Here is a 26,052-nt window from a genome sequence, read left to right on the forward strand (position 1 = left end):
CTGGTTGTTGAGTGGAAGACCGATGACCGATCCCTTCAACTTTGTATATCCTATGGGTTATGCGGCCATTTCCGTAGCAATCTACGGGCTACCAACTCCTCTCATGGCACTCTTGTTTCTACGGAAACGATAGAAGGTCAGATGATTACAAGCATCTCGGAATAGATCCTTCAGCGCTCTGCCGTTGTCCGAAACCGGGTCGCAAACAGACCTAGCCCAACTCCCCCTTAGCAAAACTCTCTGCCAGCTGAAACTTCTGGATCTTGCCCGATCCCGTAAGCGGAAACTCTTTCATCCAGACCCAATGCGCAGGCGTCTTCTGCGGGGAGAGACGTTCGCGGATGAACGCTTTCAAGTCATCATCAGAAGGCCGCTCAGCCCCTTCGGCAATCCGCATGAACGCCACCACAATCTCGCCCCATTTCTCATCGGGCGCGCCTGCCACTGCGACTTCGGCGAGCGCAAGATGCTCCAGCAGCGCCGCCTCTATTTCGGCGGGAAACAGGTTTTCGCCGCCGCGAATGATCATCTCTTTTACGCGGCCTGTAATCTTCACATAACCGCGCGCGCTTATGCTTCCCAGATCACCTGTGTGCAGCCAGCCCTCTGCATCAATCGTTTCAGCGGTGGCTTTGGGATTGTCGTTATAGCCGACCATCATATTGTAGCCGCGCATGCAAATCTCGCCCTGTTCATCGACTGCACAAATCTCGCCCGTTTGCGGGTTCTTTATCGCGACTTCCATGTGGCTACAGGGCTGGCCGATGGTCTCTGTAAGCTCCGCGCCCGTATCCGTGGGCCATGCAGCAGTGATAGCGGGCGAAGTTTCGGTTTGGCCGTAAACGATTAGGATGGGCACGCCGAAAACATCTTGCGATGCCTGATTGAGCGCCGGCTGCACCATTGCACCGCCGCTGATAATCTGTTCAACCACTTTGACATCGGTGCCTGCGGCTTTGGCAGCTTCTATCATCGCAAAGATCATGGTGGAGACCCCGCCAACAATCTCAGGCTTTTCGCGCGCAATCGCGGTGACGCAGGCGACAGGATCAAACACCGACACCAGCAGCAAACAACCGCCATGCGCCAAGACGCCCAGCACGCAGACGGCGCTGCCTGCGGTGTGGAACAAGGGGAACGGGCACATCACGGTCTTGCCAGCCGACAGACCCCAGCGGTGAAACACGTCGTGATTGCTTTGGACAAGGCCGTGTTGATGCAGCAAAACCCCTTTGGGAAAGCCAGTGGTGCCCGATGTGTACTGGATCATCACAATGTCGCGCGGGTTGCTATCGCGCAATTCGCCATCGCCTTGCCCTGCGAAAAGTTCAGTGTGTTCTTCGATGTCGATAATATGCTGTGATGCGGCGAGACCCGCTGCAGCCTCATCAATGATTGGGCGAAGCGCTGCGCCGCGCACATGGCTTTGATAATACACCGCCTGCGATCCCGATTGGTCCAGCACATAGCGCACTTCGCGAACGGTAAAACTGGGATTGACAGTCACAATGGTCAGGCCCGCCAGCGCTGCGCCCAATTGCACCAACACCCATTCAGGACAATTGCCAGCCATGATCGCGATGCGGGTGCCGGCCGGATGACGCGACGCAAGCGCTTTACCTGCGCGCTGCGCTTCCGCAAGCAATTCAGCGTAAGTCCATTCGCGCCAGATGCTGCCATCCGCGAGAAGCTCTCGCAAGGCCTGCGCACCAGGCGTTGCAGCAGCCTGTTCGCGCAGCATTTGACCAATTGTGCGCTCCGTATAGGGCGTGTCTGCTTGCGCGGGGCAATAAGCCTCTTTCAGATCGAGTGTGTACATATTTACCTCTCCCCCTTGTGACTAACACAGAACATGGGCAAATCGCTCGCAAAAGTGCGATTGCGATCCTACATCGCAGACAAGAAAGTTAGCGGGGTACCCGAATGAGTGTTGAGAGCAAGATCCCCAGCGGGACTGATCTGCTCGCCGAAATTGATCGGCTGCGCAAAGAGCGCAATGCCGTGATCCTGGCGCATTACTACCAGACGCCCGATATCCAGGACATCGCCGATTTCGTGGGTGACAGTCTTGAATTGTCGCGCAAGGCGGCAGACACAGACGCGGATGTCATCGCCTTTTGCGGGGTGAAATTTATGGCAGATACCGCCAAAATCCTAAGCCCTGAGAAAACCGTGATCCTGCCCGATATGGATGCAGGTTGCAGCTTGGAAGACAGCTGCCCGCCAGAGAAATTCAAGGCTTTCCGCGAAGCCCATCCCGATCACATCGCGCTGACTTACATCAATTGTTCAACCGAAGTGAAAGCGCTGTCCGATGTGATTGTAACCAGTTCAAGCGCTGAGACAATCCTTGAGCAGATACCGCGGGACCAAAAGATCATCTTTGGTCCTGATCGCCATTTGGGCGGATGGCTGGCGCGCAAGTTTGATCGCGAAATGCTGCTTTGGCCGGGCGTGTGCATTGTGCACGAAGCGTTTAGCGAGACAGAGCTTTTGAAACTGAAAGAGCTGCACCCCGGCGCGCCTGTGGCCGCGCACCCGGAATGCCCGCCGACGATTATTGACCATGCTGATCACGTCGGCTCGACCAGCTCGATTTTGACTTTTGCGAAAAACTTCGAAGGCGACACGCTTATCGTGGCAACAGAGCCGCACATTATGCACCAGATGGAAAAGGCATTGCCGGAAAAGACCTTCATCGGTGCGCCTGGGGCAGATGGGAATTGCTCGTGTAATATCTGCCCATATATGGCGCTCAACACGATGGAGAAACTCTATGCCGCCTTGCGCGATCTCGAACCTCGGATTGAGATTGACGAAGATCTCCGGCTGAAAGCGAAAGCAAGCCTTGATCGAATGCTGGACATGGCCAGCGGGACGGTTGGCATGGGCGATCTAGGCAAGATACCGTTTTCGGTTGACGGTGACTAAGTTCATGCATGCGAAATCGCTGATTACCGCTGCAATGGCGTTGTGCTCGAGCTTTGCAGCGCCTGCCCAATCCGAATCCCAGCAAGAGAAACCCGCCACCAGCAATTTTTCAATGGTGGGTTTCGAGATCGATTTGACCAACCCTGAAGGATACAGCGCGTCAATCGATACTGTGCTCGCCCAATGCGACTTTTACGAACTTTCAGGTGATGCCATTGCTTGCATGCAGCAAAAGGACAATGGCGGACAAGTGTGGTTGGGTCTGCGCGTTGAAAATGACGCGGCAGAAGTCATCACCGCCAACCCCGCATTTGTGGGCAAAAGCCGCTTTCCGGTTATTGTTGAAGGGCGTACGTCTGATGCGGACTGGGAACCGTTTGAATATCAGTTGGCAGTCACTTTCAGCGATTTTGAAATTCCGTTGCTCGTCGAGCTTGCTGACCCGCGCGAAGCTACCACTTTTTCCGAAAGCGGGCCGCAGCGCGCGGCCATGCTGGATTTGACCGCCTTTGTATTTCAGCCAGAAATCTTCGCTTCCCCCGACACATTTCTGCAAGTGCAGGCCGACAGCAAAACCGAGCCGCAACTGGCGTCCGACTTCTTTATTCCTTCAGGCCTGTTTGGCGAAAAGCCCAGCGCAAGAGCAAGCTTTGCAGGCACGATAGTCGAGGCCGAGCTGATGACCACCCAAGATGGTTCCAGCCATTGGCGCACTTTGGTTGAGGTTTTGGGAGGGGCCACGATCAATGTAGTTTTCGACGATGATGCGATCGCCAAAGCGCCCGAAAAAGGCAATCTTATCGTGGGGGATTATTGGTTGAGCGCCAGAATTGTGAGTGGCTAACTGCGCCGCTCACTGCGTACTCGCGCAACGACAAGCGCAGAGCCTAGAAGTACCATACCCAACACGTCAAGCGGTGTAAGAACCTCTCCAAAAATACTCCAGCCGATGCCTGCAGCAATGACGGGCTGTGTCAGCAGAGCAAGCCCGATCACGAGCGGCGAGAAGTGTCCCAATGAATAGACCAGCAATCCCTGTCCGATCAGCTGGCTGGTAACAAACAGCACCAGCACGGGTGTCCAATCAGTTGGCCACACAGGCTCGCCCAAAACAAAAGCAAGCGCGAGCAGAACGGGGCAGGCAAAAAAGCTTACCCAGACCAAAAGGCTCCACGATCCAAAATGCTCGCGTGCAGCCTGCAAATTGACCAGATAAACTGCGTATAAAAGCCCAGCTGCCAGACAGAACAGGTCGCCTATCAGCGTGGTTTGAGAAATTGTCAGACTGCGCCCCATCAGGATTGCAGCGCCGCTGATTGCAAAAACGATCGCCAGCCATTCTGCGCCGCGTGGAAGGCTGCGGGCAATCAAGAAGCCCCAAAAAAGCAAAACAAATGATCCGCCATTGCCGAACAGGGTTGCGTTGCCCAGCCGCGTCATCCCGATCCCGATATGCCAGCTGGCCAGATCGAGAGCGAAGGCGATGGCGCCAATGGCGATGAGTCCTAACGGGCGAGCCGGTATGCCGCCCAGTTTTTGTCCGCTTATCCTGGCAAGCAGCATCATGAATGGGAGCGCTAGAAACAGCCGCCAAAACCCGGCGGACACGGGCCCAGTATCAGCGAGCCGCACCAGCCACGGCCCTAGTGCCAATGCAGCATTTCCCACCAATAAAGCAGTCAAAAGCAACGCCCCGCGCCCTTGTGATAGCTTTGATTTTGGGACGCGGGCTTTTTCCATACTTGCGCCCTAGCCACAGGCACGCCAAGTGAACAGCAGATAGATTTTGAAAGAGAACCCAATGCACGATTCCCTGTTTGAACCTTTGAAAATGGGCTCGCTGGAGGCCAAAAACCGCATCTTCATGGCCCCGCTTACACGCGGAAGAGCAGCCGATCCGATGTTTGAACCGAATGAATTGATGGCCACCTATTACCGCCAGCGTTCGAATGCCGGGATGATCCTGTCAGAGGCAACCGGTATCAGCCGCGAAGGGCTTGGCTGGCCTTCTGCACCCGGCATCTGGAGCGCGGAACAAACAGAAAGCTGGAAATTGGCAACCGACGCTGTGCACGCAGAAGGGGGGCTGTTCGTTTGCCAATTGTGGCATATGGGGCGCATCGTCCATCCCTATTTCCTTGATGGCGAACCGCCCTTTTCGGCAAGCGCGACCTGCGCCCCCGGCCATGCGCACACGCCCGAGGGGACCAAAGACTATGTGACAGCGCGCGCCATGACCCATGAAGACATCAAACGCACAATCGCTGATTATAAGCGCGCCGCAGAAAATGCGAAAATTGCAGGCTTTGACGGGGTGCAATTGCACGGCGCAAATGGCTACCTTGTGGACCAATTCCTCCGCGACAAAACCAATCTGCGCACCGATGAATATGGCGGCTCTGCCGAAAACCGCACTCGCTTCATGCGAGAAGTCCTCGAAGCGATTGTTGATGTTTGGGGCGCAGACCGGGTTGGTATTCGCCTGTCACCCAATGGGGATAGCCAAGGAACCGATGACAGCGATCCAGCCAAGACATTTGGTGCTGCTGCCAAGGTAATAGAAGATATGGGCCTCGCCTTTCTTGAATTGCGCCAGCCTGGGCCAGATGGCACGTTCGGCCAGACAGACGTGCCCAAGCAGGATCCCTTGATCCGCGAGATTTATTCAGGCGCGCTGATCCTCAATTCCGACTATTCGGCTGCCGAGGCTGAGGCGGATGTTTCTAGTGGGCGGTGCGATGCGGTCAGCTTTGGCAGACCCTATATCTCCAATCCCGATCTGGCTCACCGGATCAAAGTGGGGGCAGAATTTGCGCCTAATAAGGACGTGCCCAAAAGCTGGTACTTCCCGATCCCGCAAGGCTATGTCGATTATCCGACTCTAGCCGAAGAACAGGCCGCAAAAGCAGGCTAAACCCGCCTAGCGGCCATCGTCCAGCGGCGGCGCAACGCTTGGCGTATCTGGTGCAGCGGGCGGCGGTGTCGGCGAAGGAGCGCTGGGCGTCTGTGCCGGCGCGGGAGCAGGGACAGAATTGCCTGATGCTGCCTCATCATCACCCGTTTGCGCAGCAGGTTCATTGTCCGAAGCCGAAGCGTTTGAGCCACCGGCAGAAGACGGTGTGTCTTCGCTTCCGGCCGCATCAGTTGACCGCGCGCCGACTGGATCATCCTTGGCAGATGGGGATTGCGAGCTCAATTGTTCGAGCGGCAGCATATCATCGCTAATTGTGCCGCCAAGCACACTGCCGGTTGCTCGGTTTTCTACCGTGCCATCGGCACCATCATCAGGCGCGGCTTCTTCGCTGCAAGCTGCGACAAACAAAAGCGGCAACGCAAAAGCGGTATGAAACTGTCTCATCATTTCGACGCCTTTCGGGCATCACCCCCAGCGCGTCAAGAAAGCTGTCAGCATGGGCGAATAAAGCGTCGTCCCAATCCTCGTTTGAGATCGGTTTGCCCAGCCGTGCCATGCTGGTGACCCCGAATTCTTCGATCCCGCAAGGGACAATTCCGGAAAAATGGGAAAGGTCCGGGTCAAGATTGATCGAAAATCCGTGCATCGTTACCCAGCGACGCACTCTAACGCCAATCGCGCCAATCTTTGCCTCTCGCCCGTCAATGTCCTTGGTCCAAATGCCCACGCGGCCTTGCGCGCGCCATGCCTCGACCCCAAAATCAGCGAGAGTGGCGATCACCCAGCCTTCGATTGCATGAACGAAACAGCGCACGTCTTTACCGCGCTGCGCCAGGTTGAGCATGAGATAACCAACCCGCTGGCCCGGTCCATGATAGGTGTACCGCCCCCCTCGCCCGGCTTTGACCACATCAAACTGAGGATTGAGAAGCTCTGCCGGATCTGCGCTGGTGCCTGCGGTGTAGATGGGTGGGTGTTCAAGCAACCACACCAGTTCTGATTCATCACCAGCACCGATTGCGGTGCTCCGCGCGTCCATTTCTTCCAACGCAAGCGTGTAAGGCACAAGCGCGGTTTCGCGCTGCCACTCTATCGCGCGCGCGGCGGACGGCTCGTTCTGACTGCTTGCAATACTTGCCATTGCCCGTGCGTGCAGGCATTGCAGCCGCTTATCAAGACTTGAATGTCTGTGGGGAGCACACCGCCATGAATTTCGACATGAGCGCGGCCTGGTCGCGGGGAATGGAATTGATCCGGGACAATTTTCAATTGCTGTCCATTGTAGCTGCGGTGTTTCTGCTGCTGCCTTCTGTCGCGATCTATCTGATGTTCCCGGATCTGGCGATTTTGGCCGATCCCAATGCCGACCCGGAGGTGGTCAGCGAACAATTGCTTTCAATGATCGGCCCATTAATAGCCATCGGGCTTGCCGCATTTGTCGTTCAATTTGCTGGCTATGGCGCGATTATCGCCTTGATGGGCGATGACAGGCCGACAGTCGGCGAAGCGATTGTGAGGGGCTTTAAAATTGTGCCCAGCATGATCGCGGTCTTTATCCTGTTTATGCTCGCTTATCTGCTTGCCGCCATCATTGTCGCGGTGCCATTCAGCATTCTTAGTGGGGCCAGCGGGACACCGGCAATCGCAGCGCTTGCCGTGCTGCCAATCATCTTTGCTGTTGTTTACATTGCTGCGCGCATGTCGATGACCATGCCTGTGATGGTGCTGGAGAGCAATCTCAACCCGCTCACATCCGTCTGGCGCTCGGTTAAGCTCACCGGTCCCAACCAATGGATGATCCTGGTCTTTTGGGTGGTTCTGTTCATTGCCTATTTCGTCATCGCACTGCTGCTGGGCGCCGTGTTCGGTCTGTTGTCAGCCTTGGCGGGCACAGGCACCACTGCGATGCTGATCCTTGGCATTTTGAACGGAGTGATGGGGATGGCCATCGGGCTTATCATTTGCGGGATTTCTGTCGCAATGTACCGCCAGCTTGCCGGGATGAGCGATGAGGATATCACTTCGACATTTGGATAGCCGGGCAATAACGCGCACCATCAAAAACACCGATATGTGCAATGCCCGATTGAAAGCATAAGCCCGCTGGCCTAGCGCGGCTGTTATGGCGCATTCTTCCCCTTCCCCGATGGCGGTCCGGCCGGACCTTTTCCTTCCGGGGAGGAAGCCAAAGGCATATCCACTGCCCGTATGACGCTGCTGTTCAGCGTTATGCTCGTTACCGCTGCGGGCAACACCGCCATGCAATCGGTGATGCCATCGATTGGCACAGCGCTCGACGTCAATGATGTCTGGATCAGTCTGGCCTATAGCTGGTCCGCCTTGCTCTGGGTCGTGTGCGCCCCCATTTGGGCGCGCCGATCAGACAGGCGCGGGCGCAAAGCGATGATGGCGCTGGGGCTGGTCGGTTTTATCGTATCGATGGCCCTTTGCGGAGCGGTCTTGTGGGCTGGCTTTACCGGATGGCTGACCCCGCTGTGGGCGCTCATCGCCTTTGCGGCTGCGCGCAGTCTTTATGGCGGGTTCGGCAGCGCCGCTCCGCCAGCAGTGCAAGCTTACGTCGCATCGCGCACCCCGCGATCTGAGCGCACCAATGCGCTTTCGCTGATCGCCTCAAGCTTTGGCCTCGGCACTGTCATCGGGCCGGTATTGGCGCCTTTGATGGTGGTGTCTTTCCTTGGTCTGGGGCTGGTCGGGCCGTTTATGGGGTTTGCGCTCGTGGGACTGGTCGCGCTTGTCTTGCTACGGCTGCGCCTTCCCAATGACGAACCGCAATTCGCGGCGCGCGGACAAGCAGCGCCCTATTCAAGCGCGTCTGAGGGCATGGAGCTTGATGAGGATGACAGCCCGCCATCGCCTAGCCGGTTAAAATGGTCCGATCCGCGCCTTCGTCCCTGGGTAATGGCCGGTCTTATCGGTGGTCATGCGCATGCCATGGTGATGGGAATTGCGGGTTTTCTGGTGCTTGACCGGCTGGGCCTGCGCGGCGACCCCGAAGCGGGCGCGACCTATGTCAGCCTTGTGCTGGTGTTCGGAGCGGTCGCGACCCTGCTGGCGCAATGGGGGATTATCCCCCGCTTTAAAATGGGGCCGCGCATGGCAACCTTGTCGGGCGTGCTGGTCGCCGCTTTTGGAACGGCGGTTCTTGCCGCATCGTGGAGCGTTTTTGGGCTGTCGCTGGGTTATGCCATCGCCTCTTTGGGCTTCGGGCTGTTCAGGCCCGGCACCACGGCGGGAACATCGCTGGCGGTCACGCGGGCAGAGCAAGGGCAGGCATCGGGCGTCGTTGCCAGCGTTGCCGGTGCCAGCTTTATTTATGCACCGGCGCTGGGCGTTGCGCTCTATTCGCTGAATGATTGGCTTGGCTTTGGTCTGGTGATCGTTTTGTGCCTGATCGTTGCCATTCTGGGTTGGCGCGGATTGCAAGCTGATAGCGTGATGACTCGCGACAATTAGGCCGCCTGCTTACCCGCCTTCGTTAGGCAAGTACATTCGGAGCGCCGGGAAAATCGCCCCCTATAGCAAGGCGAACACCTTATCTTGCGGACGGCATAAATTGGCGCCTTTTTCGGTTTCAACCAAAGGGCGTTCGATCAGCTTGGGTTCTGCCGCCATGACGTCAAGCACCGTGTCGGCATCGGAGGCAAGCAGGCCGCGTTCTTCGGCGTCGGTGCCGCGCAGGCGCAGGCCTTCTTGCGGGGTCATTCCGGCATCGGCGAACAATTGCGCCAGTTTTTCGCGCGTGGGCGGGTGTTTGAGATATTCAATCACAGTCACCTCAACACCGGGCTGATCTTCTAAAATAGCCAATGTTTTCCGCGATGTACCGCATTTGGGATTGTGCCAGATGGTTGCTTTCATAGTCCCTGATCTCCGCAAAATTGAACCGGGAGGCGAGTAGCCAGATATTGGCAAAAAAGCCACAGATCATCCTTTTCGAGAATAATTCGCAATTTCACTTGTTTTTGCAAATCGCTTGCAATAGCGGATTTTGCGTAACAACGAAAAGCACGCTGGCACATCACGCCCGCCAGCAATGAAAAGGATCATCATGTCACGTCGCCTCAGTTACGCAGTTCTTTGTCTCAGCACCGCTCTGGCCGCAGTTCCCGCCTATGCCGAGGAGGAAAATCAGGCAGCCAATCGCGAAGCAGGCGAAAATGACGGGCGCATTATCGTGACAGGCGATGTGCTCTATTCTGACCAGGTCAACGCGCTCAAAACGCCGACGCAGATCATCGACGTGCCCCAATCTCTGACAATCACCACGCAGGACGAAATCCTCAAACGCGGGTTCGACAGCATCGGCCAGATCGTCGATTACACCCCCGGCGTGAACAATTCCCAAGGCGAGGGGCACCGCGATGCCATCGTCTTTCGCGGGGTGCGGTCCACCGCGGATTTCTTCATCGATGGCGTGCGCGATGACGTGCAATATTATCGCGGGCTGTATAACCTAGAACAGGTCGAGATCCTGCGCGGTCCCAACGCCCTGTTGTTCGGCCGCGGCGGTACGGGCGGCATCCTCAACCGCGTGACCAAAAAGGGGACGCTGGGCGAAACTTTTGGCGGCGGACAGCTTGCCGTGGACACATTCGGCGCATTCAGCGTTCAAGGCGATATCAACCTTTCGGCCAGCGACACCATCGCGCTGCGGGTGAATGCCGCTTATGAAAGCCTCGATAATCACCGCGATTTCTACGATGGCGAACGCATTGGCTTTAACCCCACAGCGCGCATTGCGCTGGGCGAAGCAACAACGCTCGATCTGTCCTATGAATATGCCAACCATGATCGCTTCATTGATCGCGGCATTCCGACAGGCATAGATGGCCGCCCGGTTGAAGCGTTGCAGGACATTACGTTCGGCGATGAAGTATTGAACTTCACCGAATTGGAAGCGCATCTGCTGCGCGCCAATCTTGCGCATGAATTTTCAGAGAACCTCAAAGGCAATTTTTCCGCCTTTTACGGCGACTATGACAAGGTCTATTCAAACTTTTACGCATCGGGATACAACCAGCTGGCAACGCCCGATGTCGTGACCACCGATGGCTATATCGACACGACCGAGCGTCAGAACCTGATCCTGTCGGGCAATCTGGTGGGTGAATTTGAAACCGGCGCCATCAATCATACGCTGATCGTGGGCGGGGAATATATCAACACATCATCCGATCAGAACCGGATCAATCCGATCTGGGACCAGACCAATGATGATAACGAGGTGTTTACAATCGAACGCCCGCTCAATTTCAGAAATGGTATTGGCATCAACGCTTTGGGAAACCCAACCAGCGTCACGTTTGATCCCGCCGTCAGCCTGAATGATGACACACGCGTCGATATTGATGTGATCTCGCTTTATGTGCAGGACGAGATCAAATTGACTGATTGGCTGCGGGTCGTTGTGGGCGGGCGCTTCGATAGTTTCGATATCACGGTCAACAATGTCCCCGGTGCAGAAATCCGCACCCGCCGCGATCAGGAATTTACCCCGCGCGGCGGCATTATTCTGAAACCGCAAGAGAATATCTCGATCTATGCGAGTTATTCGGAAAGCTTCCTGCCGCGTTCGGGCGAACAGTTTGCCAATATCAATGGCGATAATGATGCGCTTGCGCCCGATACATTCACCAATCTGGAAGCGGGCATCAAATGGGATTTCGATCAGGGTTTCAGCCTGACCGCCGCCGTGTTCGATATCGAACAATCCTCGCCCCAGCCCAATGATGACAATCCCGAAACGCTTGATGTGATCGACAGCAATATTCAGGGTTTCGAAGTGCAATTGCAGGGCGAGATCACCGATGGATGGTTCGTATCTGCGGGCTACAGCTTCCTTGATGGGGTGCAGGTGGATGCGCTGGGCAATGATGGCCTTCGCCCGCGCGAATTGCCTGAAAACATGTTCTCGATCTGGAACAATGTGCAGGTGACAGACAGGTTCGGCATTGGCCTTGGCTTAACGCACCAATCGGACAGCTTTATCACCAATGGCAATGTGACATACCTCGATGAGACCGAGACGGTGGAAGTCACCACCCGCGCCACCCTGCCCGCTTACACACGGATCGATGCGGCGGCTTATTACGACGTCAGCGACAATGTGCGCCTTCAAGTGAATGTGGAGAACGTGACAGACACGCTCTATTTCCCCACTTCACACTCCACCCACCAGGCAACAGTCGGCGCGCCATTGAACGCAAGGTTCGCAGTAACAGCGCAGTTCTAAACGAGAGACGCCGCGCCTACAGTGAGGCGCGGCGTCACTTAAGGGAATACATATCCCCGCGCCAACGTCCGCACCTACACGTCTGAAGGTGTAAGCCGACATTCGGCTGTCGACCCATTCGCGGACATTTGGATGGCGATCCAAACCTCGGCCAAGTGTTCTCTCTCCCTTTGGATGCACGTTGGATTGTACGGGGAAATGGGTTTTGCAAGCAATCTTGGCTTCGCGGTCGGTCCTGCCTAAAGTCAAACGCCTAATAGGGAACCAAGGGGCTGGATGCATGGGCTGCGATGTAGAGTTTTACGCGTTTCGCCAAGCGCCTGATGTCGCAAAACTCAAAAAGATTGATTGGCTGCCTGCATGGCGGTTGTTTAGACAGAGCGATGCTGAGGTGTGGTACCTTGAGGGACCGACCGATGGCCCAACCGAAAACGAGCCGATCACTTTTTTCGAACCACTCCATTTCCATGGCGCAAAGCCGCGCGTGTCCGCAAAAATCAAAACGCAGGCCAAAGCCATCCGCGACCGGATCAAAGAGGAGGGCGGCGATGTGAATCTGTTCGACGATTACGCCCTTTCCCTTTGCGCATCGCTCAGCGCTAAGTTGGGCCATGCGGTGATCTTCGCCGGCGGCAATGACGAAGGTTGTGACTGTTTTCTACACTGCGACGCGGGCGAACTGGTTGAGGCAAAGTTTGATATTCATTGGTACATGGCGCTCGTAGTTGGCGAGGGCGGATCAATCTCCATTGATCAATTCTTCGACCCCGAAGCTGATGAAACCACACTCATTCCACGGCGTATGTACCAATCTGCTGTCGAGGGAACCGCGGCGTTCTTCGGCGCGGATGAATGGACGATCACCTCTGACCCCCATGATTTCGACAAAGCCAACTACGAACTTATCGCTCAAAAAGGGGAGGCGCCGCAGATAGAGCTAAGCCTTTCAGACGCTCTGTTTCAGCGATTTGGTGCCAAACCCCAGCCGCGAGAACTGCTCGAAGAGATTGCCCCATACGTAGACAAAGCGCTCGCCGAAGATCTCAGCCAAGCGGACAATGAGCGGCGCTTCGCTTCGGACAGACAAACCGGACAGTTGGTTGTCTATCTTGGCTATTGCCGCGACAAACCAGCGTTCAAACACCGCCACCTCATGAGTACGCTGAGGGCGCTCTTATCGGACCTGTCGGGTTACACGCTGGCGCTGCGGCCTAAGCCCCAATTCCGCAAAGACAATGCCGGTTTGGAGCGGCGACGACAAGCAATGGCTATGCGCTGGAAAGCGATCAAGCTTGAAGGCCGGATATTAGGCTGATGCGCTAATCCACCCCCGTCAGAACCATACCAATTCCCAGGCCAGTCCGGTCTTCAAACGCGAACTTGTCGAATAGATCGGTGCTTGCCACATTCAGGCCCACGACCGTCATATGACGACCATTTCGGCGCATCTGCTCGATCAATTTTTTCGAGCGCTCCAATGGCGGTAATCGCCCCCACGAACAGTCATTGGCAGGTCCGACAAAATCAGCCGAAAGCAGAATGGCTGCTTTTCGTTGTGTGCCGCTCTTTCCTACACAACCTTTGCTCGCCAAACTCGCTGTCGGCTCTTTCAAAATTGCATCCCCATACCCCTATGAAACGCGTTTCATGTTGGCAAAGTGTCACCTTCGCTTTTTCGGTATAAGCGTATGGAATATCGTGTGAAATCGGCGAAAAGGCCGGGTGACACGGTGTCAACTTTGTCACCTTCACCTGTGCAAATTTGTCCTATTTTGGGACATTCGGAGGCTTATCCGCCTTCGGACGGTGCGCTACTTTCTTGAGGCGTTGTGATCGCCGGCACCTCTTCCGCCGCATCGGCGGCGCTTGTTCCCGGCGCAGGGGGCGCATCGATTGCGTCAACCTCGCGCAGCACTCGTCCCGCTTTTTGCACCGCATCAACCAGCCGGGGATAGACCCCGCAGCGGCACATATTGGGGATCGCATCCACCACATCATCGCGGCTGGGCGCTGCATTGCGCTGAAGCAGCGCTGCAGCGGACATCACAATGCCCGGCGTACAATATCCGCACTGGATCGCCTGCGCTTCGACCAGCGCCCGCTGCACCGGGTGCGAACGATCCCGCGATAACCCTTCGATAGTGGTGACATAGCGCCCCTCGGCCTCTGCCAAAGTAATCCGGCATGATCGCAGCGCCGCGCCATCGACCATCACCATGCACACCCCGCACGAACAATCGCCCCCACCGGCGCTTTTGGTGCCGGTCAGGTTGAGCGCTTCGCGAAGCGCGTAAAGCAGCGGCATATCAGGATCGAGATCAAACTCGACCGGGCGATCATTAACCGTCAGTCGCGGCATGGCAGATTTCTATCGCAAGTGTCTGGCGCAGAATGCTGGTGCAGGCGCTTACGAACGCCAGCTGTCATCGATGCGGCTGACTTTGCGTTTCCACGCTTCGAAATCAAACACACCCGCGCCGCCTTGCGCCTGCATGACGTGCAAATCGCGCTGATGCACATCAACGACATCCTGCGGCACGATATTGGCCTCGCCCTGGCTGAGAGTGGCGACCTGAATTTCGCAAGCGCGCTGCAAAGCCCACATTTTGACGAACATGCCCTGAATGCCTTTATCCATCACAACAGGGCCGTGATTGCGCAGCATCAAAATGGTGTGGTTCCCAAGGTTCTTGACCAGCCGCTCGCCTTCTTCTTCGCGCACGGTCACGCCTTCGAAATCGTGATAGCCGATCTGATCCTGAAAATTGCAGGCGTAAAAATTGGTCGGCATCAACCCGTTCTTGTGGCTGCAAACGGCCATGGTTGCGGTGGTGTGGACATGGCAAATGGCGTTCGCGCGCTCGCCCAGATGTTTGTGGAAATAGGCATGCTGGGTAAAACCGGCTTTGTTCACCATATAAGGCGACCCGCCGACATTGTTGCCTTCGACGTCGATCTTCACCAGATTGCTGGCGGTCACTTCGTCATAGAGCAGGCCAAACGGGTTGATAAGGAACGTGTCGTCTTCGCCCGGCACTTTCAAAGAGATGTGATTGTAGATCGATTCTGACCATCCGAGGTGATCGAAAATGCGGTAACAAGCCGCCAGATCAAGGCGCGCCTGCCATTCCTCTTTGCTTACCTGCCCTTCGAGGCTGTCTGATTGTTTTAGCTGTGTTGCCATGGCGGGCTTCCTTCACGAATTTTTGTTTTGAATATTGAGCGCAGTATCGCAGCCTTCCCCACCTGCTGCAAGCCGTCGTGATGAGAGGTGTTTTCAGGCGCCGGTATGATTGCTTTTGCCAAGCTGGCCGCAGCCGTATAGCGCAGGGGACAATCCATGGCCGCCTCCTCCACCCCAACAGCCAAGCTAACTCAAGGGAGCATTCCCTCCCATCTCGTTGGGCAGACCCTGCCCGCGATCATCGGCGTTGCGGCGATCATGTCGATCGGGTTGGTGGATGCCTATTTCATCGGCCATTTGGGCAGCGAGGCCTTGGCTGCGATTGCGTTTATCTTCCCCATTTCTGTGGCGCTGTCGTCGCTCGGGGTCGGAGTGATGGTCGGGATCAATTCGGTCGTCGCGCGCGCTCTTGGCGAAGGGGACGAGGACCGGGCAGCGCGGCGCGCCAATTTCGGATTGCTGTTTGCCGCAAGCGTGGGGCTGGCGATGGGCGCGCTGCTGTTTGCGCTGTCTGAGCCGCTGTTCCGTTTGATGAATGCGCCCGATGATCTGATGCCGCTGATCCAGACCTATATGCGCCCCTTCGCGCTGGGGTTCCCGCTGATCCTAGCGATCATGGGCTTTAACGGCGTGCTGCGCGGCCAAGGCGAAGCGCGCAAGACGAGCTATGTCAGCCTGACTTATGCGGCGGCCAATTGGGTGCTCGATCCTATCCTCATCACTGGCGCATTGGGGTTTGAGGGATTTGGCATTGCCGGCGCGGCTTATGCGACGATTATCGGCTGGGGCGTGGGCGCTGTTATGGCGTTTGTGCTGGTCAAGAAAACGGACATCCCGATTGACCTGTCGCTGATCCAGAAAAGCAATCTTGGCGACTCGGCATCCGCCATTGCCAAGGTTGCAGGCCCTGCCGCGTTTTCCAATGCGATCAATCCGATCGGCCTTGGCATTCTCACCGCGCTTATTGCCAGCGCAGGACAGGATGCGGTGGCAGGATTTGGCGCGGCGGGCCGATTGCAGAGCTTTGCCACGGTTCCCCTCCTTGCTTTGTCCGGCGCGATTGGGTCGATTGTGGGACAGAACTGGGGCGCGGATCAATATGACCGGGCGCGCAAGGCGGCGCTGTATGCGGGATTGTTCTGCATCGTATGGGGCCTTGGCACAGCCGCCGTGCTGGTATCAGCCGGGGAGACATTTGCGCTGCTGTTCACCGACAAGCCCGCCGTGATAAAGGAATTTGCGCTCTATCTGGAAATTGCCGCCTGGGGCTATGCAGGATTTGGCATCCTTATCGTGGCGAACGGCATTTTGAACGCAATCGATAAAGCCGCTTTCGCCCTTGCCCAATCCGCGATGCGGGTGTTCCTCGTGATGCTGCCAATTGCCTGGCTGCTGCAACCCAGCTGGGGCAGCGCAGCGATTTATTCGGCTGAACTGGCGGCCAATTGCCTTGGCGCGTTAACCGGTTCTGCATGTGTGTGGTGGGTGCTGCTTCGCCGCAAATCTGCCTAATATCGCCCCCCGCCCCCTCCTCCCGGAACAATGCCGAGGGCCTGTGATAGCGTTTCGTTAACCATCAGCAGGCATATGCAGAGGCGAGAATTGTAGCGTCGAACGGGGGCCTGTGCGCCATGGATGACCTGCTGGCGGATTTCGTCGCAGAAACACGCGAAATGCTGGAGGCAAGCGAGGGCGAGATTATCGCCTGGGAAGCCAATCCAGCCGACCGCGCGCGTCTCGACACCATTTTCCGGTTTGTCCATACGGTCAAAGGCAATTGCGGCTTTTTCGATTTTCCCCGCCTCGCTGCTCTCAGCCACGCTGCCGAAGATGCGCTTGCCGATTGCCGCGCAGACCACCGGACAGCCGACACCGCTTTGGTATCCGCCGTGCTCGCGATTATCGACCGCATCGTGCAAATGGTTGATGCAATCGAAGCGGGCGAGGAATTTGCCGATGGCGGCGATGACGCGCTGATTGCCGCTTTGGGAAATGGCGGACACCCCGCCGTACACCCATCACAAGCGGCCAATCAGCCAAAGCCTGCACATGAACCCGCCAGCGCCTTTTTGGATAAGGCCGCACATCCCGGCCCGGAAACAGGCAGCGCAAACGCTGATAGCGCAGACACTGATAGCGCAGACACTGGCAGCCGCGAAAATGCGGCGGCCAAACCGGCTCAACCACCCCAAGTCCAGCGCTCCATCCGGCTGCCCGTTGATCTGCTCGACCGGGTGATGAGCGGTGTGTCGGACATGGTGCTGGCGCGCAATGATCTGGCGCACCGTTTGCGCCAGGCAGGCACGCAGCCCACGATTGATGGACCGTTTGAGCGCCTCACCACGATCCTGTCCGATGTTCGCGATGCGATCACCCGCATGCGGATGCAGCGGATTGAAACTCTGTTCGCAGCCTTGCCGCGTTTGGTGCGCGATTTATCGGGCGAACTTGGCAAACAGGTGATGATCGATCTGGAAGGCGGCGATGTCGAGCTTGACCGCGAAATGATCGAAACCATCCGTGATCCGCTGACGCACATTATTCGCAATGCCATCGATCATGGACTGGAAAGCCCCGCGGACAGATTGGCCAAAGGCAAACGCGAGATCGGCCTTTTGTCCATTTCCGCGCATCAATCGGGCAATACAATTTCCATCGTCGTCAGCGATGACGGGCGCGGATTGGCAGAAGAAGCCATCGCCGATAAGGCATTGGCGACGGATCTGATTGATGCCCGCCAACGCGAAACAATGCCGCGTGACAAAATTCTGCAATTGATATTCGAACCCGGCTTTTCAACGGCTCAGGCCGTCAGCTCGGTATCCGGGCGCGGCGTCGGCATGGATGTGGTGCGCGACAATCTGGAAAAGGTCGGCGGCAGCATCAAAGTGTCGAGCACTCCCGATGTTGGCACGCTGTTCACTTTGCAGGTTCCGCTCACTCTCAGCATTATCGCCGGGCTGACCGTTCAGGTCAGCGACCAGCGTTTTGCCATCCCGCAAAGCTATATCGAAGAGATCATTCACGCATCCTCAAAAGCGCTCGATTTCACCCGGCTGGGACAAACGGCCATGGTGACATTTCGCGGACAGCGCGTGCCCTGTTTGATGCTGAGCGATGTGCTTAATCTGCCTGCAAGCGAGAAATCGCTGGGCGAATACACCATGGTGATGCTGCGGCTTGCCAGCGGGGATCAATTTGCGCTCGCAGTGGATGGCATTGCCCATCACGGCGATCTGGTTATTAAGCCGCTATCGCCTGCGATTATGAAATGCGGGCTGTATGCAGGTACAACCCTGTCGGATGATGGCCAGCCCATCCTGCTGCTGGATATGACCAATGTGGCAGCGCGCTATGATCTGGTTTCGGACGCCCGAACACGTGTTCGCAACACTGAGACAGACGAACAAAAAGATGCGGACACCGCGATCAATCGCGTGATGCTGTTTACCGATTGGCGCGGCCGCCGATGCGCGGTTCGATTGGAGCTGGTGCAGCGCATCGAAACTGCGCCAATACATGCGATCGATCAGTCTGGCGAAACGCCGCGTGCGGTCATTGATGGCCTGATATTGCCGCTTATTGGCCTTCCTGATCCTATGCCAGCCCTTGAGAAATTGCGGCTGTTGCGGCTGAGCGATGGCGGATGCGAATTGCTTTATGCAGTGCGTGAAATTGACGATGCCCATGAAATGACCGGCGCGCTTACCCCCGTCCGCGAGGATCCCCTTACAGAAGCCATCACGCTTATCGATGACACCGCCGTATCGCTGATCGATGGCCACGAATTGTTCGCGCAATTTGGCCGGCCGCCCGATCATGCGGGCAAACCAACCTGCCGGCTGCCCGATGGCGAATGGGCGCGAACTATTCTTGGCCCCTTGATACAATCGGCCGGATATGAAGTGTCATCGCAAGACGGCTCGGATGTCACCATTGTTTTTGAAGATGATCCAGAATTCGAGGATGCTGGCGAGATCGCAGCAGATGGCGCGATCATTCGGCTGCGCAGCCAACCGCAACCGGTGGCCGCACAAACTGGCCCGGATAATCAGGACAGGACCATCTATCGCTATGACCGCGAAGGGGTTCTCAACGCTTTGAAACAGGTGAGAGGCGGCGCGAGGTAATCATGAAAGACTTGCTCGTAATGGCTCAGATCGCCGGGCGCCGATGCGCTTTTAATGCGCATGATGTGCAATCGGTGATTGAATTGGGCGATGTCACACCTGTTCCAGGCACCCCGCCATATATTGCCGGGATCACAGCTTTGCGCAGCCAGTCGCTCACCGTGATTGACAGCCGCGTGGCATTGGGTTTCGACCCGGCGCAGTGGACCCTCGATCACCGCGCGATTGTGGTCGCAGTAGACGGGTATTCTTATGCCCTTTGTGTCGATGGAATCGAGGATATCACCACTCAAGTCACCAGCGCCGAGCAAGTGCCGGGCGGTTTCGGCAAAGCATGGACGCAGGCGGCATCTGGAATGATCGAAACGATGGGTGGCCCTGCTTTGCTAATCAATCTGCCCAATTTGATTGAGCCCAGACTGATCGAGCCCACAGAAGACATCGGAGCTGCAGCTTAATTGATTGGTTACGGGTGTTTCGTATTGTTTCACGAAACATAACAGAGGTCTTCATGAAAACGTGCCTGATAGTAGATGATTCGCGGGTGATCCGAAAGGTTTCGAGGCATATTCTCGAAACCCTGGGTTTCAACGTAGACGAAGCCGAAAACGGCCAGCTCGGGCTTGACGCTTGTGACAAGCAGATGCCCGATGTGGTGCTGCTTGATTGGAATATGCCTGTTATGACCGGCATCGAATTCATCATCCAGCTGCGCCAACGTCCGGGCGGTGACAAACCAAAAGTTGTCTTTTGCACCACTGAAAACGATGTTGCCCACATCCGCGAAGCTATTTCTGCAGGCGCAGACGAATACGTGATGAAGCCGTTTGATCACGAAACGCTTCAGATCAAATTGCAGCTTGTTGGCTTTTCATGAACGCCCCGATTGCTTCTCTTCGCAAGGAGAGCTCCGACCAGTTTGACGATCATATCAGAGTGATGATCGTCGACGATTCCCTGACGGTTCGCACGATCTTCAAACGCATGTGCGAAAGCGCGCAGGGCCTTCACGTGGCTGCCACGGCAAGCAACGCAGAACGAGCGATTGCACAATTGCGCAATGGCGATGAGATTGGCCGGATTGATGTTGTGCTGCTCGATCTGGAAATGCCCGGAATGGGCGGGCTCGAAGCTTTGCCAATGATCCTGGACGCTGCTCCATCGGTGCAAGTTCTGGTGGTCTCCTCGCTTACTGAAGATGGAGCAGAAGCCACTCTCAAGGCCCTCTCCATGGGCGCAGCAGATACCATGCTCAAGCCGCGGCCTGGCGGGTTCAATGATGAATACCGCTCGCAGTTGCTGGCAAAAATTGCGGCCCTGGGCGGCAAGGATGATGGGTTCGACAGCTCGTCCGGCAGCCCGCGAAACGGTGCAGGCCCATTATCGCAACCGCTGCAATCCTCCACGTTTCGGCCAGAAGTGGTAGCCATTGGCGCGTCGACAGGCGGCATCCATGCGCTCAATATCATGCTGAAGTCATTGACCCCGGACTTCACTGTGCCGATTGTTATTACACAGCATTTGCCGGCAAGTTTTATTCCCGTTTTCGCTCGGCAAATTGAACTCGCCTGCGATCGCCGCACTGTGATTGGCGAAGCTGGAACACCGATCAAATCGGGTGAAATTGTCGTCGCGCCAGGCCATGGCCACATGAATATCCGCCGCGAATACGGCCAGCTTGTGTGCGGTGTCTCTTCCGATCCCGTGCGCAGCGGCTGCATGCCCTCTGTCGATCCCATGCTTTCCAGCCTTTCCAAGGCATGCGACGGCAATGTGCTTGGCATCATCCTGTCTGGCATGGGCCGCGACGGGGCCGAAGGGGCAAGCGAACTGGTTGACAATGGCGGCATGGTGTTTGCTCAGGACGCAGACAGCAGCGCTGTTTGGGGAATGCCGGGAGCGGTCGCAAAAGCGGGTCTAACCAGCCTTGTGGCGCAGCCGGAAAAACTCGCCGAAGCCATGATCGCGCAGGCAAATCGCAGCGGCAATCGCTGATCGGATGCATGCGCGGATAATGGACGGAAGCAACGCCTCGCACCAGATTATTGCCGATCTTCTGGCGAGCGAAACCGGCCAGCACCTGACCGAAAGCCGCCGCTGGCGCGTGAGCTCCGCCTTATCTGGCGTGTTTCGCGAACATGGGATCAGCAATGTCGATCAATTGGTGTGTTTGCTCGATGACAAGCACAATGCCGCCTTGTCCAAACAAGTGGTCGAAGCGCTTTTGAACAATGAAACCTATTTCTTCCGAGACAAGCCAACATTTGACCAATTGCCCCAGAGTGTCCTCCCGGCGCTGGCGCAAAACCGGCAAGACACAAAAAGGCTTTCGATCTGGTGCGCGGGGTGCTCGACCGGACAGGAAGCCTATTCGCTCGCGATGGCAATCGCTGACAGATCAGAACTGTGGGATGGCTGGGCGATTGATATTCTGGGCACCGATGTGTCGCACCGCGCAATCTCAACCGCGCGCAAAGGCCTTTATAGCCAGTTCGAAATTCAACGCGGCCTGAGCGTGACAGAGATGCTTCGTCATTTTGAGGAAACACCAGAGGGTTGGCAGATAAGTCAAAATGCGCGCTCGCTTACCGATTTTCGCGTCCATAACATTCTGACAGAACCGCCCGGCTGGCAGAAATTTGACCTTATCTTATGCCGCAATGTCATGCTCTATTTTGATCGCGACATGCGCTCGCGTGTGTTCGAACGGTTGCATTCCGCTTTGGCCTTGGACGGGTTTTTGATGCTGGGCGCGGGCGAAACCGTGGTCGGTCAAACCCGCGCATTTGACCCGGTTGAACAAAAGGCCAGCCTTTACAAGCCGCATTGAAGTGTCCGCGCCGTGCTGGTGCGCCGCCCGCATTCACACATTCTTAGCCACTCCTCTTTAATAATTAATACAGATTAACTGGCCTTATGCGGTCGGTGTTGCGCACCTTTGGGACCGATAAAGGAAAAGTGGTGGCCACAAAAAGCAAACCCTTGCGCCTCACACCAACAGGATTGGTGGTGATGCCGTTTGCCGTGCTCACTTTTGTCTTCGCGCTCATCGCTCTTGTTGTGATTGCGAGCGATCAGATCGTTGTGATGTCGACATCTGCATTGCTGATTGCTGGCACGCTGCTTTACGCTTCCACCATCGTGCTGCTGGCTCGCAATGGTTTTGCGGGCGTGCGCGAACTCGAAGCGCTGGGCACAACCGATGCGCTCAGCGCCCTGCCCAATCGCCGGGAACTCCATGCGTTTGTTGAGCAAAGCTCGAAAGCAGACGAGGAAGTTGCGATTGCGATTGTCGATCTGGATGGCTTCAAACAAATCAACGACCATTATGGGCACGCCGTTGGCGATGCGCTGATTCAGCAATGCGCCGGCCTGCTCAAAACCGTCATGGGCTCTGATGCGCGCTGTTACCGGCTGGGCGGGGACGAATTTGCAGTGGTCTTTTCCGGCAAGGTTGCTGGCACTATCCTTGAAGGACTATGCCGGACTTTCCTCGAGCGGCTGCACACTCCCTTCGAGGTGCGCGATCGCCGGATCACGGTTGGAGCAAGTATCGGGCTTGCGCGATCAGAGCGTGAGCGCCTTGTCGCTTCGTCAGAAATGTTGCGGCGCGCTGATATCGCGATGGAAATGTCAAAACGCGGCGGAAAAATGCGTTGCACCTGGTTCAACGAAACCTTTGATCAAAGACGCGAAGCTGTTCGCGAGATCGAAGATGATCTGCGCGAAGGTTTGGCCGACGAGGAATTCGCGCTGGCTTACCAGCCGCTGGTGGACGCCGATACTAAAGACATCGTCGCTGTCGAAGCGCTCCTGCGCTGGAACCGCAAGGATGGCCGCCAGATCGGTCCCAATGTCTTTATCCCGGTCGCCGAGGAATCGGGTATCATCAACCCCATCGGGCTTTGGGTCTTGCGCAAGGCTATGTCAGATGCACTCAATTGGGGCGACATAACTTTATCGGTCAATATTTCCGCCGCGCAGCTTCGCAATCCGGAATTTCCTGTAAAGCTGGGCGAAATACTCGAAGAAACCGGCTTTGAACCCAAGCAATTAGAGCTTGAGATCACGGAAACGTGCCTCGTGCTTGACCCGGTCGTCGCGGAACGCAGCCTCGATGTCATTCGCGGATTTGGCGTAAAAATCAGCCTTGATGATTTCGGGACCGGATACGCCTCAATCGGCTTCCTGCGCCAGTTTCGGTTTGAAAAACTCAAACTTGATCGCAGCCTTGTCGTCCAAGCGGGCGAAGATGATGGCAGCCGCGCCATGATGCTATCCAGCATTGCGGTTGCAAGAGCGCTCAAAATGGCGGTCACTGCCGAAGGCGTGGAAACCGCTGAACAAGCAGATATGGTTCGTCTGGCTGGATGCGATCAAATGCAGGGCTGGCTGTATTTCAAGGCAATGCCCGCCCGGGAGATTGACGTGTTAATCGAGGCCCAGAATGAAGCCAGCGGTGCCGTCGTCACAATGCTACCTGGAAAAGCGGCAGCAGGTTGAACGGGCTCTACGCGGCGCAATTTCCAATCAAGCCCAAGCGTGCATTTGCGCGTTAACCTGCGCCTTGGAATTATCCGGGATCGTTCGGTTTGAGCGGAGCGAAAGCTGCGCGGCAAGCATTTATCAACCATTTTCGTTCATTAACGATGACCTAGGTAGAACTCGGGAATACTCGCATGAATATGGCAAGCCTTCAGGTTAATAGCGAGACAGAAGCAGGACCAGAATTCCTGCATTCCATTCATGACCAGTTCGAAGCAGACGTGGTTGACGAGCAGAGCCCTGAAGACGAAGAATCCGGCTTTTTCCTCGAACGCTTCAATGTGTTTCGCAACTTGCGCATTGCCGCAAAAATTCGTGCGATCTTCGGCACTTTTTTCGCCGTGGGTTTCGCGATTGCTCTGGTTCTTGGTCTTGGACTGACAGAGCTTTGGTTTCGCTACAACACCTCTGCTCAGGTCCAAACAGCAGTCCTGACAGCCACTGAATTGCGCGGTGCGACAGGGGAAATGCGTTACAACACGGCCCGATTTGTGTTTGAAGGCGAACCCGAAGTTCTTGAAATTCGTCAGGAAAACTATGAAGCAGCACAAGAGAAGCTTGCCGACCTTGCTGCGATCATCTCCGAAACAGTGCCGGAAATGCAAAGCCAAATAGCAAGCGCGGCGGCTGATCTCGAAGCCTATGACGCAGCATTCGAGGGCGCGAGGACTGCAATAGAAGCAGAGGGCCGCAATGAGCGCACGGTTGCTTTGGCGTATGAGATTTCCGATGCCGGTGACCGATTGTTTGAAGAATCTGACGTTATTGCACAGGACTTGAAAATCAAATTCGAAGAGGTCCAGAGCTCTGGCATCGAATACTTTTTTACCATGGTGGCGATTTCTGCAGTGCTCGCTCTGATTGCGACATTCATATTGCTGGTCGGATTAAGTTATCTTTCACGCGACGTGTCCCGCAAGATCGGTGAAGTGACCGCCGGAATGACTCGACTGGCGCGCGGGGATGGCAATTTCGTCATCAAAGGGCGCAACAGAAAAGACGAGATTGGTGAAATGGTGCGTGCGATTTCCCTGTTCAAACGCGCAAACCAAAAACTCGAGATGTGGACACGCGAACGCGCAGAACGCGCCGAACAGGAAATCAATGCGCAAAAAGAGCTGGCGCGCGAACGCGAAGAACTGGATGCTCGCAAGGCATCCCTTATCTCTCAGGTTGCTGAGCAGTTCGAACAAACAGTCGGCGAAGTCGTTGAAAGCGTTGCTAAGGCATCGGGTGAGCTCCAAACAACCGCAACCCGGATGGCCAGCACCGCTGATGAAGCTGGTGCGAGCACGGTTTCCCTGTCGGAGAACATGGACGAGGCCAATGCAGGTGCCACATCGGCTGCTGCTGCAAGCGATGAGTTTGCCTTGTCCATTGGAGAAATCAGCCGTCAGGCCGCCTCGTCAAGCGAGCTTGCCCGCCAGGCCGCCGATGCGACAGAGCAGGCCGATACAACCATCTCAGCCCTTTCCGCGTCGGCAGACGAAGTTGGCCAGATTGTTGAATTGATCCAAACCATTGCCCAGCGCACCAACCTTCTGGCGCTCAACGCCTCGATCGAAGCCGCGCGCGGCGGCGAAGCGGGCCGCGGATTTGCGGTTGTTGCAAGCGAAGTCAAAGAGCTTGCCATGCAGACAAGCCGCGCCACCGATCAGGTTAGCGAGCAAATCCGCTCCATGCAGGACACAACGGGCGCCAGCGTCAACGCACTTCGGTCGATTGCGGGCCAGGTCAAAGAGCTGGAAAGCACTGCTATTTCAATCGCAAGCGCGGTGGATCAGCAATCGGTGGCGGGCCAGGATCTGGCGCAAAGCATCGACCTTGCCGCACGCCGGACCGAAGCCGTTTCCGGCCATATCGAAGATGTGCGCGCCTTGTCGCTATCCACCGGGGCTGCGGCGAGCCAGGTGCTCACCAGCGCGACTGAACTTGATGGACAGGCCAATCATCTGAGCGAACAGGTGGAAAACTTCCTCAAAAAAGTCCGAGAAGTTTAATTCCTGCGAACCCAAATTGCTGACCATTCAGCGACTTATGAATTTTTAATACCCTTCCCCTAAGTAAAGTCACTCAAACGCGATCAACGCTGCAA

At 56.3% G+C, this 26,052-nt stretch carries 23 protein-coding genes; 15 read left to right on the forward strand and 8 right to left on the reverse strand.

The window, feature by feature from the left end; genetic code table 11:
- Window positions 1–211: 211 nt before the first annotated feature.
- Entirely contained in the window at window positions 212–1,819 is a 1,608-nt protein-coding gene (locus tag AC0V6L_RS02785) for a class I adenylate-forming enzyme family protein (RefSeq protein WP_486152917.1), read from the reverse strand.
- A 104-nt stretch (window positions 1,820–1,923) separates the two neighbouring features.
- Here AC0V6L_RS02785 and nadA point away from each other — a divergent pair, with 104 nt between their 5' ends.
- Both nadA and AC0V6L_RS02795 read left to right on the forward strand, forming a co-directional pair.
- Window positions 1,924–2,931 carry a quinolinate synthase NadA gene (gene nadA / locus AC0V6L_RS02790; RefSeq protein ID WP_486152918.1) on the forward strand — a complete coding sequence of 336 codons (1,008 nt, stop codon included), beginning with the start codon at window positions 1,924–1,926 and terminating at the stop codon, window positions 2,929–2,931.
- The gene (locus tag AC0V6L_RS02795; RefSeq protein WP_486152919.1) at window positions 2,924–3,775 is read left to right on the forward strand and encodes a hypothetical protein; all 852 of its coding nucleotides are present in this window, start codon (window positions 2,924–2,926) and stop codon (window positions 3,773–3,775) included. Before nadA ends, AC0V6L_RS02795 begins: the two co-directional genes overlap by 8 nt.
- On the opposite strand, the gene AC0V6L_RS02800 is transcribed toward AC0V6L_RS02795, so the two are convergent.
- Window positions 3,772–4,614, reverse strand: coding sequence for a DMT family transporter (locus AC0V6L_RS02800; protein WP_486152920.1), 843 nt, complete (start codon window positions 4,612–4,614; stop codon window positions 3,772–3,774). The genes AC0V6L_RS02795 and AC0V6L_RS02800 overlap by 4 nt on opposite strands.
- A 118-nt stretch (window positions 4,615–4,732) precedes the next feature.
- Between AC0V6L_RS02800 and AC0V6L_RS02805 the strand changes: the two genes are divergently transcribed.
- A complete protein-coding gene (locus tag AC0V6L_RS02805; protein WP_486152921.1) occupies window positions 4,733–5,845 on the forward strand; it encodes an alkene reductase in 1,113 nt (370 codons plus the stop codon).
- Window positions 5,846–5,851: 6 nt separating this feature from the next.
- Here the strand turns inward: AC0V6L_RS02805 and AC0V6L_RS02810 are convergent, their stop codons facing one another.
- Both AC0V6L_RS02810 and lipB read right to left on the reverse strand, forming a co-directional pair.
- Window positions 5,852–6,292 carry a hypothetical protein gene (locus AC0V6L_RS02810; RefSeq protein ID WP_486152922.1) on the reverse strand — a complete coding sequence of 147 codons (441 nt, stop codon included), beginning with the start codon at window positions 6,290–6,292 and terminating at the stop codon, window positions 5,852–5,854.
- On the reverse strand, window positions 6,216–6,986 hold the full coding sequence (gene lipB / locus AC0V6L_RS02815) for a lipoyl(octanoyl) transferase LipB (RefSeq protein ID WP_486152923.1): 771 nt from the start codon (window positions 6,984–6,986) through the stop codon (window positions 6,216–6,218). Before lipB ends, AC0V6L_RS02810 begins: the two co-directional genes overlap by 77 nt.
- Before the next feature lie 65 nt (window positions 6,987–7,051).
- Between lipB and AC0V6L_RS02820 the strand changes: the two genes are divergently transcribed.
- Window positions 7,052–7,882, forward strand: coding sequence for a hypothetical protein (locus AC0V6L_RS02820; RefSeq protein WP_486147968.1), 831 nt, complete (start codon window positions 7,052–7,054; stop codon window positions 7,880–7,882).
- A 171-nt stretch (window positions 7,883–8,053) separates the two neighbouring features.
- The gene (locus AC0V6L_RS02825; RefSeq protein WP_486152924.1) at window positions 8,054–9,319 is read left to right on the forward strand and encodes an MFS transporter; all 1,266 of its coding nucleotides are present in this window, start codon (window positions 8,054–8,056) and stop codon (window positions 9,317–9,319) included.
- Window positions 9,320–9,379: 60 nt separating this feature from the next.
- Here AC0V6L_RS02825 and AC0V6L_RS02830 read toward each other — a convergent pair whose 3' ends face one another.
- Window positions 9,380–9,724 carry an arsenate reductase family protein gene (locus tag AC0V6L_RS02830; protein WP_486152925.1) on the reverse strand — a complete coding sequence of 115 codons (345 nt, stop codon included), beginning with the start codon at window positions 9,722–9,724 and terminating at the stop codon, window positions 9,380–9,382.
- 190 nt (window positions 9,725–9,914) lie between these two features.
- Between AC0V6L_RS02830 and AC0V6L_RS02835 the strand changes: the two genes are divergently transcribed.
- Window positions 9,915–12,098, forward strand: coding sequence for a TonB-dependent receptor (locus AC0V6L_RS02835; RefSeq protein WP_486152926.1), 2,184 nt, complete (start codon window positions 9,915–9,917; stop codon window positions 12,096–12,098).
- A 550-nt stretch (window positions 12,099–12,648) separates the two neighbouring features.
- Complete coding sequence (locus AC0V6L_RS02840; protein WP_486152927.1) at window positions 12,649–13,413, forward strand: hypothetical protein; 765 nt, start codon at window positions 12,649–12,651, stop codon at window positions 13,411–13,413.
- Between the two features lie 4 nt (window positions 13,414–13,417).
- Here AC0V6L_RS02840 and AC0V6L_RS02845 read toward each other — a convergent pair whose 3' ends face one another.
- The 3 genes from AC0V6L_RS02845 to AC0V6L_RS02855 all read right to left on the reverse strand — a co-directional run bounded on the left by AC0V6L_RS02845 (window position 13,418) and on the right by AC0V6L_RS02855 (window position 15,282).
- A complete protein-coding gene (locus AC0V6L_RS02845) occupies window positions 13,418–13,711 on the reverse strand; it encodes a hypothetical protein (RefSeq protein WP_486152928.1) in 294 nt (97 codons plus the stop codon).
- 176 nt (window positions 13,712–13,887) lie between these two features.
- Window positions 13,888–14,457, reverse strand: coding sequence for a (2Fe-2S)-binding protein (locus AC0V6L_RS02850; RefSeq protein ID WP_486152929.1), 570 nt, complete (start codon window positions 14,455–14,457; stop codon window positions 13,888–13,890).
- A 48-nt stretch (window positions 14,458–14,505) separates the two neighbouring features.
- Window positions 14,506–15,282: a class II aldolase/adducin family protein gene (locus tag AC0V6L_RS02855; protein ID WP_486147978.1), complete on the reverse strand. Its 777-nt coding sequence runs from the start codon at window positions 15,280–15,282 to the stop codon at window positions 14,506–14,508.
- 156 nt (window positions 15,283–15,438) lie between these two features.
- Here AC0V6L_RS02855 and AC0V6L_RS02860 point away from each other — a divergent pair, with 156 nt between their 5' ends.
- The 8 genes from AC0V6L_RS02860 to AC0V6L_RS02895 all read left to right on the forward strand — a co-directional run bounded on the left by AC0V6L_RS02860 (window position 15,439) and on the right by AC0V6L_RS02895 (window position 25,957).
- On the forward strand, window positions 15,439–16,794 hold the full coding sequence (locus tag AC0V6L_RS02860; protein ID WP_486152930.1) for an MATE family efflux transporter: 1,356 nt from the start codon (window positions 15,439–15,441) through the stop codon (window positions 16,792–16,794).
- A gap of 119 nt (window positions 16,795–16,913) precedes the next feature.
- Window positions 16,914–19,412 (forward strand): chemotaxis protein CheA, encoded by a 2,499-nt coding sequence (locus AC0V6L_RS02865; RefSeq protein WP_486152931.1) that lies wholly within the window; start codon window positions 16,914–16,916, stop codon window positions 19,410–19,412.
- Between the two features lie 20 nt (window positions 19,413–19,432).
- The gene (locus AC0V6L_RS02870; RefSeq protein WP_486152932.1) at window positions 19,433–19,870 is read left to right on the forward strand and encodes a chemotaxis protein CheW; all 438 of its coding nucleotides are present in this window, start codon (window positions 19,433–19,435) and stop codon (window positions 19,868–19,870) included.
- A 53-nt stretch (window positions 19,871–19,923) separates the two neighbouring features.
- Window positions 19,924–20,289, forward strand: a complete 366-nt coding sequence (locus tag AC0V6L_RS02875) for a response regulator (protein ID WP_486147986.1) — start codon at window positions 19,924–19,926, stop codon at window positions 20,287–20,289.
- Window positions 20,286–21,407 (forward strand): chemotaxis-specific protein-glutamate methyltransferase CheB, encoded by a 1,122-nt coding sequence (gene cheB / locus AC0V6L_RS02880; RefSeq protein ID WP_486152933.1) that lies wholly within the window; start codon window positions 20,286–20,288, stop codon window positions 21,405–21,407. The genes AC0V6L_RS02875 and cheB overlap by 4 nt, the downstream gene beginning before the upstream one ends.
- Before the next feature lie 19 nt (window positions 21,408–21,426).
- Window positions 21,427–22,242, forward strand: a complete 816-nt coding sequence (locus AC0V6L_RS02885) for a CheR family methyltransferase (RefSeq protein WP_486152934.1) — start codon at window positions 21,427–21,429, stop codon at window positions 22,240–22,242.
- 131 nt (window positions 22,243–22,373) lie between these two features.
- Window positions 22,374–23,915 carry a putative bifunctional diguanylate cyclase/phosphodiesterase gene (locus tag AC0V6L_RS02890; protein ID WP_486152935.1) on the forward strand — a complete coding sequence of 514 codons (1,542 nt, stop codon included), beginning with the start codon at window positions 22,374–22,376 and terminating at the stop codon, window positions 23,913–23,915.
- A gap of 176 nt (window positions 23,916–24,091) precedes the next feature.
- On the forward strand, window positions 24,092–25,957 hold the full coding sequence (locus AC0V6L_RS02895; RefSeq protein WP_486152936.1) for a methyl-accepting chemotaxis protein: 1,866 nt from the start codon (window positions 24,092–24,094) through the stop codon (window positions 25,955–25,957).
- The last annotated feature ends 95 nt before the right edge of the window (window positions 25,958–26,052 follow it).

Source organism: Erythrobacter sp. JB1-15, from assembly GCF_057365035.1.